Annotated in this window: 14 protein-coding genes; 7 read left to right on the top strand and 7 right to left on the bottom strand. The window is 69.1% G+C overall.

The window, feature by feature from the left end:
* Positions 1–8: 8 nt before the first annotated feature.
* From menD to ABZ420_RS30035, 3 genes are all read right to left on the bottom strand, one after another.
* On the bottom strand, positions 9–1,652 hold the full coding sequence (gene menD / locus ABZ420_RS30045) for a 2-succinyl-5-enolpyruvyl-6-hydroxy-3-cyclohexene-1-carboxylic-acid synthase (RefSeq protein WP_357129711.1): 1,644 nt from the start codon (positions 1,650–1,652) through the stop codon (positions 9–11).
* A 901-nt stretch (positions 1,653–2,553) separates the two neighbouring features.
* Positions 2,554–3,000, bottom strand: coding sequence for a hypothetical protein (locus tag ABZ420_RS30040; protein WP_357129708.1), 447 nt, complete (start codon positions 2,998–3,000; stop codon positions 2,554–2,556).
* Positions 3,001–3,074: 74 nt separating this feature from the next.
* Positions 3,075–3,731 carry a PaaI family thioesterase gene (locus tag ABZ420_RS30035; protein WP_357129705.1) on the bottom strand — a complete coding sequence of 219 codons (657 nt, stop codon included), beginning with the start codon at positions 3,729–3,731 and terminating at the stop codon, positions 3,075–3,077.
* Between the two features lie 94 nt (positions 3,732–3,825).
* Between ABZ420_RS30035 and ABZ420_RS30030 the strand changes: the two genes are divergently transcribed.
* From ABZ420_RS30030 to ABZ420_RS30010, 5 genes are all read left to right on the top strand, one after another.
* On the top strand, positions 3,826–4,719 hold the full coding sequence (locus ABZ420_RS30030; protein ID WP_063051615.1) for a 1,4-dihydroxy-2-naphthoyl-CoA synthase: 894 nt from the start codon (positions 3,826–3,828) through the stop codon (positions 4,717–4,719).
* A gap of 1 nt (position 4,720) precedes the next feature.
* A complete protein-coding gene (locus tag ABZ420_RS30025) occupies positions 4,721–5,113 on the top strand; it encodes a VOC family protein (protein WP_357129702.1) in 393 nt (130 codons plus the stop codon).
* A gap of 338 nt (positions 5,114–5,451) precedes the next feature.
* Positions 5,452–6,612 carry an o-succinylbenzoate--CoA ligase gene (gene menE / locus ABZ420_RS30020; RefSeq protein WP_357129699.1) on the top strand — a complete coding sequence of 387 codons (1,161 nt, stop codon included), beginning with the start codon at positions 5,452–5,454 and terminating at the stop codon, positions 6,610–6,612.
* Between the two features lie 93 nt (positions 6,613–6,705).
* The gene (locus tag ABZ420_RS30015) at positions 6,706–7,698 is read left to right on the top strand and encodes an ATP-binding cassette domain-containing protein (protein ID WP_357129696.1); all 993 of its coding nucleotides are present in this window, start codon (positions 6,706–6,708) and stop codon (positions 7,696–7,698) included.
* Between the two features lie 68 nt (positions 7,699–7,766).
* The gene (locus tag ABZ420_RS30010) at positions 7,767–8,600 is read left to right on the top strand and encodes an ABC transporter permease (protein ID WP_357129783.1); all 834 of its coding nucleotides are present in this window, start codon (positions 7,767–7,769) and stop codon (positions 8,598–8,600) included.
* 131 nt (positions 8,601–8,731) lie between these two features.
* On the opposite strand, the gene ABZ420_RS30005 is transcribed toward ABZ420_RS30010, so the two are convergent.
* Positions 8,732–12,067, bottom strand: coding sequence for a BTAD domain-containing putative transcriptional regulator (locus ABZ420_RS30005; RefSeq protein WP_357129693.1), 3,336 nt, complete (start codon positions 12,065–12,067; stop codon positions 8,732–8,734).
* A 132-nt stretch (positions 12,068–12,199) separates the two neighbouring features.
* On the opposite strand from ABZ420_RS30005, the gene ABZ420_RS30000 reads away from it, so the two are divergent.
* Positions 12,200–12,664 carry an SRPBCC family protein gene (locus ABZ420_RS30000; RefSeq protein ID WP_357129690.1) on the top strand — a complete coding sequence of 155 codons (465 nt, stop codon included), beginning with the start codon at positions 12,200–12,202 and terminating at the stop codon, positions 12,662–12,664.
* A 57-nt stretch (positions 12,665–12,721) separates the two neighbouring features.
* The gene (locus ABZ420_RS29995; protein ID WP_357129687.1) at positions 12,722–13,591 is read left to right on the top strand and encodes a 1,4-dihydroxy-2-naphthoate polyprenyltransferase; all 870 of its coding nucleotides are present in this window, start codon (positions 12,722–12,724) and stop codon (positions 13,589–13,591) included.
* 56 nt (positions 13,592–13,647) lie between these two features.
* Here ABZ420_RS29995 and ABZ420_RS29990 read toward each other — a convergent pair whose 3' ends face one another.
* The 3 genes from ABZ420_RS29990 to ABZ420_RS29980 form a co-directional block, all read right to left on the bottom strand.
* Positions 13,648–14,031 (bottom strand): phage holin family protein, encoded by a 384-nt coding sequence (locus ABZ420_RS29990; RefSeq protein ID WP_357034457.1) that lies wholly within the window; start codon positions 14,029–14,031, stop codon positions 13,648–13,650.
* Positions 14,032–14,105: 74 nt separating this feature from the next.
* Entirely contained in the window at positions 14,106–14,687 is a 582-nt protein-coding gene (locus ABZ420_RS29985; protein ID WP_357129683.1) for a Clp protease N-terminal domain-containing protein, read from the bottom strand.
* The gene (locus ABZ420_RS29980; protein WP_040870358.1) at positions 14,687–14,908 is read right to left on the bottom strand and encodes a helix-turn-helix domain-containing protein; all 222 of its coding nucleotides are present in this window, start codon (positions 14,906–14,908) and stop codon (positions 14,687–14,689) included. The genes ABZ420_RS29985 and ABZ420_RS29980 overlap by 1 nt, the downstream gene beginning before the upstream one ends.
* Positions 14,909–14,991 lie beyond the last annotated feature (83 nt).

Below are 14,991 nucleotides of genomic sequence, written 5' to 3'. Positions count from 1 at the left end.
CGTCCGGCTCAGGGCTGGATCTTCGCCCGCACCGTCGCGTGCAGTTCCCGCAGGCTGGACCGCTCGGTGGCGACCTCGAGCACCCGCGTGCCATGGGCGTGCCCGGTCAGCTCGACGGCCAGCTGTTGCGGGTCCACCTGCCGGTGCGGGATGCGATAGGCGGCGCACAAGGCGGCGAGATCCATGCCGTGCGGGGTGCCGAAGACCCGTTCGAACACGCCCGCGTACTGCGGGTCGCCCTGCTCGAGCAGCTCGAAGATGCCGCCGCCGTCGTCGTTGGCCACCACGATGGTCAAGTCCGCCGGTCGCGGTTCGCCGGGGCCGATCAGCAGACCGGACGCGTCGTGCAGGAAGGTCAGGTCGCCGATCAGCGCGATGGTGCGTCCCTCGTGGTGCAGGGCGGCGCCCACCGCGGTGGAGACCGTGCCGTCGATCCCGGCCACGCCGCGATTCGACAGCACCTTGATCCCGGGCCGCGGATGCGACACCAGTGCGGCGTCCCGCACCGGGTTCGAGGCGCCGAGCAGCAGTTGGTCGCCGTCCCGCAGCGCGTCCATCACGACCGCGGCGACGTGCAGCCCGGTGGGTTTCGGATGCCGCGCGAGTTCGGCGCGCACCACCTGGTCGGCTTTCGCGTTCAGTTCACGACAGTGCTCCAGCCATCGCGCGCTGGGGGCGCCGCTGATGACCGCGCGCGTGCCGGTACCGACCACGTTGCCGGACACGTCGGGCCAGCGCGGACCCGTGGTGAGCGCGTAGACCCGGACGTCCGGATCGGCGAGCACCTTCGAGACCTGCCGGTGCAGGGTCGGGCGGCCGGTGATGATCGCCTGCTTCGGCCGCAGCAGCGACAGCACCAGCGGATGCAGCGCGGGCCCGTGCATGGGGGCGGTGGGCTCGGCGACTGTCGGCAGATCCGCCAGCTCCGGGCGCAACCCGGCCCCGTGTCCGGAGATCACCACCGTGTCCGGTGTGAGGTCGAGATCGAGCGGCACGTCCAGGGTGGCGTACTGGGTCTCGGTCCACGCGCACTCGCCCGCGCGACCCGTGGGAGCCGACTCCCCCGGCGCCAGATCGGGGACCAGCGGCTCCCGCAGCGGGACATCGAAGTGCACCGGGCCCGCGTTGCCGGAGCGGGTGCCGCGCGCCGCCGCAAGTACCCGGCACACCGCCGAACGCCACTGGCTGTTCTGCTGGCCGTAGGGCGGGTGGTCGGCGTCCCCGGCCTCCTCCTCCGCCAGACCGAGCGAGATGGTGGCGCGGACCTGGCTGCCGAACAGGCCGAGCTGTTCGACGGTCTGGTTGGCTCCGGAGCCGAGCAGTTCATAGGGCCGATTGGCGCTGAGCACCACCAGCGGGACACGGGCGTAGTTCGCCTCCAGCACGGCAGGCCCGAGGTTGGCCACCGCGGTACCCGAGGTCATCACGACCGGGACCGGGTGCCCGCTCGCGATCGCGAGCCCGACGGCCAGGAAGCCCGCCGTTCGCTCGTCGATCCGCATGTGCAGCCGCAGCCGCCCCGCCGCGTCGGCAGCCTGGAGGGCGAAGGCCAGCGGAGCGTTCCGGGAGCCGGGGCACAGGACGACATCCCGCACACCCCCGCGCACGAGTTCGTCGACGACGACCTGCGCTTGTGCTGTTGACGGGTTCACGTCTCCAGACTGGCAGACAGACAACTAGAAGTCGCTGCCGGGAGGCTCGCAATCACACTGTGTCCTCGGACACTGCCTCCGGGACGCGACGGGGGGTTTCGCTCCCGAGGGGCCGACGAGCCCGCGCGGCTCGGCCGACGTCCGAGCATGCCGCAGGAGGTCGCTCTCGCTAGGTGCTGGGTCGCGCTGCAAAGAGGGGCCCGCAACACTCGGCTCGGCAGGCACTATGCAGCACCGCCCAGCTCACGCCCGAGCAGCGACTACTCCTAATGACAGGGCCGGCAGAAATCAGGCGGACGCGACCCCTCCGAAGCAGGGCTCAGAGAGCGCCCCGCCTATTTACTCGACCACGCCGGCCCCGCTCCGCGTCTCGAGCGAATCGAAACCGAGCATGATCTGTCGGCGGACATTCGACCGTGCGCAGAGAGGTCGCTATTGGTAGGTGTTCGGTCGCGTTCCAAGAAGGGACCGCACCACTGCGGCTTGCAGGAGCTGACCAAACACCTCCGAGCACCGACCAGGTCCGCAAACCACAGGGACACAAGTAATCACTCGGACGCGACCGTTACAAGGCAGGACTCAATTCGCAGCCCTGCCTTCTCACTCGACAACACCGCTCAGCTCCCGGTTTCGAGCGAAGCGAGACCGAGCATGTTCCGTTCGCGGCCCGGCTCGTGTCCGAGTGGCCGTCGCGTAGGCGACGAAGGAGCAAGCGGCGGTCGCTCGGACGCGAGCCATGAAGGGGCCGCGAACACCCAGCGCCGCAGGCGCTGGCAAACCAACACAGCCCGGCTCGCGTCCGAGTGGCCGCCGCGTACGCGACGAAGTCGCAGGCGGTGGTCGCTCGGGCGCGAGCCATGAAGAGGCCGCGAACACCCAGCGCCGCAGGCGCTGGCAAAAACTACTGAGCGTGCTTCTGGATCAGGTCGCCCACGCGCGGCAGCGCCTCGATGACGTTCTTCTTCGCCGAGGAACGCATCGAGGAGTAGACCTTCTTCAGGGCCGGGCGAGTGGAGGATTCGGCCCGAGCGTCGGTGACGGCGAGCAACGCCTCGGCGACCTCGTCCGACTTGGCGACGAGCAGATCGGCGAACTTGCCGGAGCCCGACGCCGCGTACTCCTGCCAGAACGGCTCCAGCTGCGCGACGAACTTGGGCGCCAACGACTCCAGCGCATCGGGCACGATGGACGGGCTGATCTTCTTCACCGCCGCGTAGCCACCCTTCACAGCCAGGCCGGACGCACCACCCTTGTCCGAGACCTCGGCATCGAGAACCTCGACGGCGTCGGCAAGGAAAGCCGGGCGCTTCGCGTCGTCGAGCAGGGATTCAGACAGTGCTGCAACCACTTTCAGGTTCCTCCGGATCGATATCGATGAACGAGCGAGGGCAACTATACGCACCCGCGCCAGCATTCACCCGGCTACGGCTGCCACGGCAGCAACTCCACCATCAGACCTTCGCAGTCGGCGAGCAGATCGCCCTGCTCATCGAGCAATTCGGCGGCGATGAAAGTTTTGCGCCCTTCGATCCGATCGACCCGTCCGCGAACCGTCAGTCGTGTTTCCAGCGGAGTGATCTTGCGGTAGTTCACATGAAGGTACGCGGTGCGGCTGATCGGCCGTCCGGCGTAGTGCACGATCATGCCGAGCAGATCGTCGAACAGCAGCGGCAGCACACCGCCGTGCGCGGCGCCGTTGCCGCCGAGATGGAAACGGCGGAACACACCCGTCATCTCGATGCCGTCCGGCCCCGCCTCGACCACCTGCCACGGCAGCAGCAGGAGGCTTCCCCGGCCCGGCAGTTCGACGGCGCGGCCTGCCGGTCCCTGCAACTCGGGCGCGCGGTAGGGCTCCAGCAGATCGATCAGCTCGCGGGCCTTGGCCTGCGCGGCCGCGAACACGTCGTCGGGCGCGTCCACGGACACGGCGAGATCCTGCAACGTCCGCATGGCTTCCACGAATCCGCCGAAGTTCGGTCCGACCCGCGCGGGGGTGACCTTCGGAAATCCGCCGTGCTTCTCGTACCGGGACCCGTCCACCGCGCTCCGGTCGATAACCGGTTTCACTTGCTCGCTCATAACCTGCACGGTAACGCGTATTTTTACACCGTCAAATCGAGATCCCCCTGCCCGCTCACGCCTTTCGGGCGCGGCGCGACCTAGCATTGCCCGGGTGACGTTCAATCCGAAGCTGTGGCGTCCCGTTCCGGGATTCGAGAACCTGACCGACATCACCTATCACCGGCACATCGAGCAGGGCACCGTGCGTGTGGCGTTCGACCGGCCGGAGGTGCGCAATGCGTTCCGCCCGCACACGGTCGACGAACTCTTCCGGGCGCTCGACCACGCGCGGATGACCTCGGACGTCGGCGCGGTGCTGCTCACCGGCAACGGCCCCAGCCCCAAGGACGGCGGCTGGGCGTTCTGCTCCGGCGGTGACCAGCGCATCCGCGGCCGCAGCGGATACCAGTACGCCAGCGGTGACACCGCGGACACGGTCGACCAGGCCCGCGCGGGCCGCCTGCACATCCTGGAGGTGCAGCGGTTGATCCGTTTCATGCCGAAGGTGGTGATCGCCCTGGTGAACGGGTGGGCCGCGGGCGGGGGTCACAGCCTGCACGTGGTCTGCGACCTCACCCTGGCCAGCCGCGAGCACGCCCGCTTCAAGCAGACCGACGCCGATGTGGGCAGCTTCGACGGCGGCTACGGCAGCGCCTACCTGGCCAAGATGGTCGGGCAGAAGTTCGCCCGCGAGATCTTCTTCCTCGGCCGCCCCTACACCGCCGAGGAAATGCACCAGATGGGCGCGGTGAACAAGGTCGTCGACCACGCCGAACTGGAGGACGTCGCGCTGGAGTGGACCGCCGACATCAACGGCAAATCCCCGCAGGCGCAGCGCATGCTGAAGTACGCGTTCAATTTGCTGGACGACGGTCTGGTCGGCCAGCAACTCTTCGCGGGTGAGGCGACCAGGATGGCCTACATGACCGACGAAGCCGTCGAGGGCCGCGACGCGTTCCTGCAGAAACGCGAGCCGGACTGGACTCCCTACCCCTGGTACTTCTGACATGGACATCCTCAGCAGCCGGATCATCCTGCGGCCCGCCGATTACCAGGCCACGCTCGCGTTCTACCGGGACGGCCTGGAGCTGGCCATCGCGCGGGAATATCCGGGCGGCACCGTCTTCTTCGCGGGCCAGTCGCTGATCGAGGTGGCCGCGCACGGGGGGTCGGGGGAATCGTCGTCGTTCGAGGGCGCCATCTGGCTCCAGGTGCGCGACGTGTCCGCCGCCGCCGTGGAACTGGCGCTGAAGGGCATCGCGATCGACCGCGCCCCGGTCGAGGAGCCGTGGGGCTTGCACGAGATGTGGGTGCACGATCCCGACGGCGTCCCGGTCGTTCTGGTGGAGGTCCCGCCGTCGCATCCGATCAGGCGGGATTCCCGCTGGTCGCCGTCGTAGCAACGGTTCGGATCGGTAGTTCGGCGGGCGCCACCGAGTTGCCAACGCGAGAACCGGCGAGGACGATAACGCTCGGACGGCCACCCGACCGCCGACGTCCGGGCCGGCTGTGTCCGTGTCCCGTCCGACCGAGTGAATCGCAGTCTCGATGTCTGTCGTACTTGAGCCCCGATCCGACCGGGTGACCGCGCCGCGGGTGCGCCACTCCGGCATACCGACCCGTTCCGCACGCGGTTACGCGGGCATGACACGATCCCTACCGTGAGGGAGTGCAGCGAGCGAGCCATGGGGACAGCGGCTCTGGGCACGACCGAGCCCGGCGAGCGGCGAGGCATGGCATGAGTAAGACACTGCGCACCTTGCCGATGCCCACCGGGTCCGGTCTCGGCGATGTCATGCCCCATCTGCGGGCGGCGCTGGAAGGTAGCGGGGCCGCGTGGCTGCCCGTTCCCAACAGCGATCGACGCGAGTCGAGACGCTTGAGCGACGCCCTCTCCCCCGGCGAGCCGATCGAGGAGGAAGTCGCTCTGGTGGTGACCACCTCCGGCACCACGGGCGTGCCGAAGGGCGCGATGCTGAGTTCGGCGGCCCTGCGCGCGAGCGGCACCGCCACACACGACCGGCTCGGCGGGCCCGGCAACTGGTTGCTGGCCCTGCCCACCCATCACATCGCCGGTATCCAGGTGCTGCTGCGCAGCATCCTGGCGGGGACCGAACCCACCGTGCTGGACGTGTCCGGCGGATTCCTGCCCGAGGCACTGGCCGGCGCGATCACGGGTATGCGCGGTGAACGGCGCTACACATCCCTGGTCCCGACCCAGCTGATCAAGGCGCTCGAGTCGCCGGTGGCCACCACCGCGCTGGCCGAGCTCGACGGCGTGCTGGTGGGCGGCGCGGCCACTCCGCTGCCGGTCTACGAGCGCGCGCGAGCCGCGGGCATCACCGTGGTGCGCACCTATGGCATGAGCGAGACCTGCGGCGGCTGCGTATACGACGGCGTGCCGCTGGAGGGCACGAAGGTCCGGATCGAAGACGGCCGGGTGGTGCTGGGCGGCGCCATGATCGCCACGGGCTACCGCAATCAGCCCGACCATCCCGCCTTCGCCGAACCGGGCTGGTTCCGCACCGAGGACGCGGGCACCTTCGACAACGGCTTGCTGAGCATCACCGGACGGCTCGACGAGGCGATCACCACCGGCGGCCTGCTGGTGATCCCGCAGGTGGTCGAGGCCGTGCTGATCAACCACCCCACGATCAGCGAGGTGGTCGTCGTCGGCCTGCCGGACGAACGCCTCGGCCAGCGCGTCGCCGTCGCCGTGATCCCCGCGCCCGGCGCTACCCCCGACTTGGCCGAGCTGCGCGAATATGTCGCCGACGAACTGGACTCCATCGCCGCTCCCCGCGAACTCGCCGTTCTCGACGAGTTCCCCCTGCGCGGCCCCGGGAAGCCCGACCGCGCCAAAGTCCGCGAATACCTCTTGGCCGACTCGACCCACTGACGACAGCGGGGCAGCGCGCTGCCCCGCTCCCGGCGCGTCATGCGACAGCGCCGTGCAAGAGCCGTGCAAGTCTCGGTGTCCACAGTTGTCCACATGACTTCTTTCGCACCAACTTCAGCGCTCGCCGTCGAGGCGGACGGCCTGGTCAAGGTGTTCGGGGAACAGCGTGCCGTCGATGGGGTGAGCCTGGCGGTGCCGCACGGCTCGGTGTACGGCGTGCTCGGTCCGAACGGCGCTGGCAAGACCACGACCATCCGCATGCTCGCGACCCTGCTGCGACCGGACGGCGGCCGCGGCCGCATCTTTGGCCACGACGTGGTGGCGGAGCCGACGGCGGTCCGCTCGCTCATCGGCGTCACGGGCCAGTACGCCTCCGTCGACGAGGACCTGACCGCCACCGAGAACTTGATCGTCTTCTCCCGCCTGCTCGGGCTCAGCAGCATCGATGCCCGGCGCAAAGCCGCCGACCTGCTGGAGGAGTTCGATCTCACCGAGGCGGCGAACAAGCCGCTGCGGAACTTCTCCGGCGGCATGCGGCGCAGGCTCGATCTGGCGGCCAGCCTGATCGCGACGCCGCCGCTGCTGTTCCTCGACGAACCGACCACCGGCCTCGACCCGCGCACCCGCGCCCAGATGTGGGAGACCATCCGCCGCCTCGTCCGCGAAGGCGCGACGGTGCTGCTCACCACCCAGTATCTGGACGAGGCCGACCAGCTGGCCGACCGGATCGCGGTGATCGACCACGGCAAAGTGATCGCCGATGGCACGGCCGACGAACTGAAGGCCTCCGTTGGCGGCTCCAGCCTGCATCTGACCTTGGTCGATCGCGGCAGGCTCGATGAGGCGCGCCACATCATCGGCGATTTCCTCGGCGTCGAAGCGCAGATCACCCCGGAGGCGGGGCGGCTCACCGCGCCGTTGACCGACGCGGGCGTCACCGCCGATCTGCTGATCCGCCTGCGCGAGCGGGAGATCGGCGTCGACGAGATCACCGTGACCAAGCCGAGCCTGGACGAGGTCTTCCTCACCATCACCGGCCACCCCGCCGACGACACCACCGACGAGTCCGAGAAGAGCGCGGCGTGAACGCCCGGCCCGCAGGCGGCAGCCTGCGCGACCACGAAGCGCCCGCGCACGCCGATAAGGAACCCAGCATGACCACCATCACCACGACCGAGGCGCGCCATGCCGCGCCGACGAAGATTCCCGAAGTCAGCAACCACGTTCCGCTGGGCCAGGCGGTATCGAACTCGTTCACCATGGCCTACCGCGGCCTGCTGAAGATCAAGCACAAGCCCGAGCAGCTGTTCGACGTGACGATCCAGCCGATCCTGTTCACCGCCTTGTTCGCCTACATCTTCGGCGGCGCGATCGGCGGCAGCGTGCACGACTATCTGCCGGTCCTGATCCCCGGCATCCTGGTGCAGACCGTGGTGCTCACCTCGGTGGTCACCGGCACCCAGCTGCGTGAGGACATGGACAAGGGCGTCTTCGACCGGTTCAAGTCCCTGCCCATCGCCCGCATCTCGGCGCTGGCGGGCGCGCTGCTGGCCGACATGGTGCGCTACGTCATCGCGACCGTGCTCACCATCGTCGTCGGCGTCGCCATCGGCTATCGCCCGGAGGGCGGTGTACTCGGCGTGGTCGCGGCGGGTCTGGTCATCGTGGTCTGCTCGTTCGCGATCAGCTGGATCTGGGCGCTGGTCGGGGTCACCGGCAAGAGCGCGGCGGGCGTGCAGGGCATCTCGATGATGATCATGTTCCCGCTGACCTTCATGTCCGGCGCCTTCGCCATGGTGAGCACGATGCCGGGCTGGATGCAGGGGCTCAATCACGTGAACCCCGTGTACTACATGGTGAACGCGTGCCGCGGATTGATGAACGGCGCCGGTTTCGGCGGCGACCTGGCCTGGTCGTTGGTCGGCGCGGTGGTCGTCATCGCGATCTTCGCACCGCTCACGGTCAAGGCTTACATGCGGCGGGCGTGAGCCCTCTTCACACATGAGTAGGCCGGGTGACGACTGTCACCCGGCCTGCTTTCGCCGTATTTCGTACGACACCGGAATCCCTCGTGCCCGCCGGAGCGTCTGCGAAGAACGAATGACGTCAGCGAAGGTCGTCAGTGCGCGGGATTCAGGCTGTGGAGCATTCGCATGATGCGGTCGGCGGATTCACCGCGGCGCAGGTGGCCGAGGCGGCGGCGGGCTTGCGCGACCTGGTCGGCACCGAGCTTCGCGATCGCCGCGTCCAGGTGCCGTTGCCAGCGCATGGAGGGGAAATCCTGACGGCAGAAGACGTTCGGCGCCAGCACCAACAAGTCGAGGCCCGTGCCGACCTCGCGGTCGACGGCGATGAGATACGACCCGACCGCGCAGGCGACACCGCCGATCTGCGGCAGGTCCCGGTACTGGTTCATCATCGGCACGGTGAGCTCGGCCAGCTGCGCGGCCAGGACCGCGCTCGAGCCGACGCCGCCGTGCAGTACCTGCGCGGCGAGCGCCGCCGCGGCGAGCATCAGGGCGCCGGGCCCTGGACCGAGCGCCTGGTCCGGCCAGCCGAACAGCTCCAGTGCCCGCTCGTATCGCGCGAAACCGCCTGCGGTGTCCCCCGTCGCGAACGCTACTTCCGCGGCACTCTGCATCACCGTGGACAGCAGCCGATTCTGTCCGAGAGACGAGGTGTCCAGGTCCGGCGTGCCCAGCGCGAGGTCGAGTTCCCGCCGGGCCTGCTCCAGATCGCCGACACCAACCAGCGAAGCCACCAGCAGGCTGCGGATCTCCACCGTGTCCTCGTAGGCGCCGAGCCGCTGCAGCAAGTCGAGCGAGCGGCGGTAATAGGTTACCGATTCGGCGTACTGGGCGATCTGTCCACAGACCTGTCCGAGGTGCCTGCTCACCATGGCCACGCTCCAGACGTTCTCGTGTCCGAGCACCTCCAGCGCCTTCATCGCATCGATGGTGGAGCCGCGTACGTCGCCGAGGTTTTCCCGGATATTGGCCCGCAACAACAGCGCCGTGCCCTTGGTCTCCGGATCGGCCGATCGCGCCGCCTCCGCGAGCAGCCTGCTGAGTCCGCGTGTGTCGGCTCTGGTGAGCACCACCCGGGCGATGAATCGGTTGTTCTCGCTGAGTTCGACGGAGCGACGAAGCAATCGGCGCACGCGCAGGCGCAGCACGGCGATCTCCCTGGCGCTGCCATTGGTGTAAGCGAGATGCAGGAACGTCATCTGGTAGGTGACGAGCACGAGGTCCGGACGCGGGCCTTCCCGGCCGAAGTCGGCCGGCTCCAATTCGATGACCCGCTGGGCCCAGGCGATCACTTCCATATGCGATCCGCGGATCACCCACAGCGTGGCGACGACCGGGAACACCGTGTAGGCCGTCGCCGCGTCCCGTCGTTCGATGCCACAACGCAGCGCGGCGAGCAAGTTGTCCAGCTCCGCCGCCACGGAGAGGGCGAGGTGAACCTGATCGCCGGTCATATACCGGCTCGCCGCGTCGTCGGCGTAGTCCTTGGCCCACCGCATCATCCGGGTGTCGACCGCGTCCGGCTCCCCCGCCGTGGCGGCCAGCTGCTCTTCACCGAATTCCCGCACCGTCTCCAGCATGCGATAGCGGGTGCCGAGCAGCTCGTCGTCCAGCACGGTGAGCAGCGATTGGTTGACCAGACCGTCGACGGCCGCGGCGACATCAGCCACGTCGGCTCCCCCCGCGACCGCCTCGGCGGCCGAGAGCGTGAAACCGGCCGGGAATCGGCACAACCGGCGCAGTGTCGCTTGCTGTTCGGTATCGAGCAGGTTCCAGCTCCAGTCGATCACCGCGTGCAGCGTGCGATGCCGTTCGGGCGAACTGCGATCGCCGTGGCGCAGCAGCGCGAACCGATCGGCCAATCGCTCGTTGATCTCCTCGACGCTCATCGCCCGGACTCGGGCGGCGGCCAGTTCGATGGCCAGCGGCAGCCCGTCGAGCGTGTGGCAGAGCTGGGCGACGATCTCGGGGTCCAGCCGGACCGCCGGGCGCACGGCCCTGGCACGGGCGGCGAACAGCTCGGTGGCGGGTGAGCCCGCCGGATCGATGGTCAGCGGCGGCAACGGATACACGGTCTCCGCGGTGATCGTCAGCGGCGATCGGCTCGTGGTGAGCACGGTGAGCCGTGGCGCGACGCCGATCAGGTCGGCGACCACCACGGCGACCGCGTCGACCAGATGCTCGCAGTTGTCCAGGATCAGCAGCATCGAGCGCGCCGACACCGCGTCGCGCAACCGCCTGCGCAGATCGATCGTCTGCCCGGAGCGCAGCGCCGCCGTGTCGAAGGTGACCTCGCTGAGCCCGAGCACCGCGGCGATCGCCGCCTCGATCTCGACCCTGGCGTCGCCTCCTTCGGCGCGGACCGAGGCCAGTTCCACCAGCGCCACCGGGCGGGTGCGCGCCACTCGCGCACCGAGCTCGTTCGCGACCCTGGTCTTGCCCGCTCCGCCAGGGCCGAGCACGGTCACCACCCTGGAGTCGTCCAGCAGATCGGTGAGCGCGGCGAGATCGTCCGTCCGGCCGAGCAGCGCGTTCGGGGCGGCGCGCAGACCCATCGCGGCGGGTTGCGGTTCCGGGGCCGCTTCGGCCGAGGGCGTGGAAGTGGCCGGGAAACCGGTTCGGTATCCCGCGCTCGCCACCGGCGTCGGGGCACGCGGCGGCGCGGTAGGCCCGATCGGCTCTCCGCGCAGGATCGCCGTGTGCGCCGCGGAAAGCGCCGGTCCGGGATCGGCGCCGAGCTGGTCGGCCAATCGCGAACGGAAGACGGCGAACGATTCCAGCGCCTCGTTGCTCCGTCCCGAGGCGGCGAGCAGACGCATCAGGGTCAGCTGCGCGGGCTCGTCCAACGGGTCCGCGGCGGCGCGCAGCCGAGCCAGGTCCAAGGCGCCGTCGATGTCACCGCCGCCCTCGCGTGCGGCGAGTTCGAGCTCATCGAGTTCGGCGCTTCGCCGCCCGGCCGCGTGGCGTAACTCGTCGGCGAGGTCGCCCGGTGGCAGGTCGGCGCCGGGATCCCCGCGCCACAGCGCCCGCGCGCTCGCGATCTGGGCCAGGCATCCGGAAAGGTCACCCGCGGCGTGCAGTTCGCGCGCCCGCGTGACGCGCTCGCCTACCGAGGACAAATCGACTCGCTCGGCGGCGAGCGTCAACCGATAGCCCGCCGGGCCGATTTCCAGCGCGCCCTCCGGCAGCGCCGACCGCAGCCGGGAGACCTGGGTGTGCAGCGCGTTCATCGGCGACCGCGGCGGCTGTTCGCCCCAGACATCCTCGATCAGGGCGTGCGCGCCGCGGCTGCGGCCGGGTCGCAGCGCGAGGGCGGTGAGCAGCAGCCGGGAACGCGCGCCGGGCAGCGGCGTCAGCAGGCCGTCACGGCGCAGCGCGACCTCGCCCAGCAGGGCCACCACGACCGATTCGCCTGCGGGCGTCGTCACTGCTCGACTATGGCCGTGCGGGCCGCTGCGCTCCGGAAACATCCCGCGGTCATCGTAGGCGAGCGGACCCGACGGGGCCGACACGATTTCTTTGCCGGGACTGTGAGCGGTCGGTGGCATAGTCTGGCCCCCATGGCTGAGTTCGAGGTGGTCCGATCGGCCGTGGTCACGGCCGAGCCCGCGCGTGTGCACAGGCTGATCAACGATTTCCACAAGTGGGTCGAGTGGTCGCCGTGGGAGGACCTCGACCCGCAGCTGCAGCGCAGTTATTCCGGCGCGGACTCCGGTGTCGGCGCGCGCTACGCCTGGAGCGGCAACCGCAAGGCCGGCGCGGGCAGCATGGAGATCATCGGCAGCGCCGACCGCGAGATCGGCGTTCGCCTGGATTTCCTGAAGCCGATGAAGGCGACCAACATGGTGACCTTCATTCTGGAGCCGGTCGAGACCGGCACCGAAGTGACTTGGCGGATGACCGGCAGGCAGACCGGCCTGATGGGCGTCATCGGCAGGTTCATCCCGATGGACAAATTCGTCGGCCGGGACTTCGAAAAGGGGCTCGCGCGGTTGCAGCAGGCGGCGACGACCGAAACGGCCTGATCGCCGCACGCGAGCTGAGGGCGGACCGTGTCCGAATGCGCCCATTATGCTGCGGACATGGCTACTGCAGCGCAATGGATCGAAGGCGCGCGACCCCGCACCCTGCCGAACGCGATCGCACCGGTGCTCGCCGGAACCGGAGCCGCCGCGTCCCTCGACGGTGCGGTGTGGTGGAAAGCGATTCTCGCGCTGCTCGTTTCGCTGGCGCTGATCATCGGCGTGAACTACGCCAACGACTACTCCGACGGCGTGCGCGGCACCGACGACGTCCGGGTCGGCCCGTTGCGCCTGGTCGGGCAGAAGCTTGCCTCGCCCGGCGCGGTGAAGACCGCCGCGATCGTCAGCCTGGTCATCGGCGCGGTCTTCGGCCTGGTGCTGGTGTTCACCAGCGCGTGGTGGCTGCTGCTCATCGGCGCGGCCTGCCTGGCGGGTGCCTGGTACTACACCGGTGGCAGCAACCCGTACGGCTACAGCGGATTCGGCGAAGTGGCGGTGTTCGTCTTCTTCGGCCTGGTCGCGGTGCTCGGCACCCAGTTCGTGCAGGCGGACCGGATCGACTGGGTGGGCGCGCTGCTCGCGGTCGCGGTGGGCGCGTTCTCCAGCGCCGTGCTCGTCGCGAACAACCTGCGCGACATTCCCACCGACACCGAATCCGGGAAGGTCACGCTGGCGGTGAAACTCGGCGACCCACGCACTCGCACGCTGCACCTCGCATTGCTCGCCGTGCCGTTCCTCGTGACGTTGGCACTGGTCGCCCGCACACCGTGGGCACTGGCCGGGTTGATCGCGATCCCGCTCGCGGTGCGCGCCAACGCGCCGGTGCGCGGCGGCAAGGGCGGCCTGGAACTGATTCCCGCGCTGCGCGATTCCGGACTGGCCCTGCTGGTCTGGTCGGCGGTCACCGCGCTCGCGGTCGGGCTGGGCTAGCGCGCCGACCGGCCGACGCGGCCCGGTGACGAGTTCCGCACGAGCGGCGTGGCGAACTAGTCCTCGTCCGGCACCAGGATGCCGAGCACCCAGTTCACGATCGAGACGATGATGCCTCCGATCACCGCGGCCCAGAAACCTTCGACGCGCAGGCCGTAATGGCTGAACGCTTCGGTGATCTCGGCGGTCAGCCACAGCATGAACGCGTTGATCACGAGCAGGAACAGGCCGAGCGTCACGATCACCAGCGGTAGTGACAGCAACTTCACGATCGGCTTGACCAGCGCGTTCACCACCGTGAACACCGCGGCCACCGCGAGGACGACCGCGATCTTGGCGCCGTTGCCGCCTTCGGGAGCGAGGATGTCGATCTTGTCGACCCAGAAGGCGGCCAGCCAGATGGCCACCGCGTTGATGATCAACCGAATCACGAGCTGCATGGCCCAATGCTAGGCCCAGGGTGCGGACATGCGCCGCTGGAAGACATGAACTCCGCCTGCGCATGTCCGCGGGCTCAGGCCGCACGGTCGAGCAGAGCGTGCACCTTGGGGCGCAACTCCTTGATCACGGTGGGCCCGCCGAACAGGCGCACTGTCGTCTCGTTGGGGGCGCGCAGGATGCCGAGCAGCATGTGCCCGGATTCGATGCTCTTGTCCTTGCGGCCGAGCGCCTCCCGCAGGGAGAGCTCGAGCACTTTCTTCGCTTCCCTGGTGAACGGGATGTGCCCGTAGTACCCGCCGCGACCCCACGGGAACGACCCACGTCGCGGATCCGGTGCGGCCCGGTCGAGCGCGTCCTCGCCGAAATGCGCTTCCAGTGACTCCCGGACGGCGTCCAGATCGATGCCGATGGACCGCAATGCCTCGGCGTCCTCGGGTCCGAGGGGAACCCCGTTGCCCTGCTCGGCCAGCGCGCGGCGCACGCCCTCGCGCGTGAGTCCCGCTTCCGCGAGCAACGCCGCCAATTCCGGCTCGGCTTGGCCGAGCAATCCGAGCAACACGTGTTCGACCTCGATATTCGACGCTCGGAGTTCGCGCGCGTCCTCCTGGGCGACGACGATCGCCGTGCGCGCCGACCTGCTGAATCGTTCGAACATCAGCGGCTCCTGCCTTTCCGGTTGTACTTCTGATGGACCGCCTGCTTGCTCACCTCGAGCGCTTCCGCGATCGCCTGCCAGGACCAGCCCTGGGCACGGGCGTTGGCCACCTGGATCGCTTCGAGACGTTCGAGCAGCCTGCGTAGCGCGAGCACCGCGCGCAGCCCGACCTTGGGATCGGGGCTGCCCGCGGCGGCCGCCAGGGTGGTTGCTTCTGTCATGTCGTCAATTTTTATTGACGCTCGCGCGCGATGTCAACAAAAATTGACATGCGATGGCATAGCAGAGCCCGATTCCACGCTGG

Origin of the sequence: Nocardia sp. NPDC005745 (genome assembly GCF_040630775.1) — a bacterium.
GTDB lineage: Bacteria > Actinomycetota > Actinomycetes > Mycobacteriales > Mycobacteriaceae > Nocardia.
Note: the sequence above shows the minus strand (reverse complement) of the source record. Positions and strands in the feature narration are given on the sequence as shown.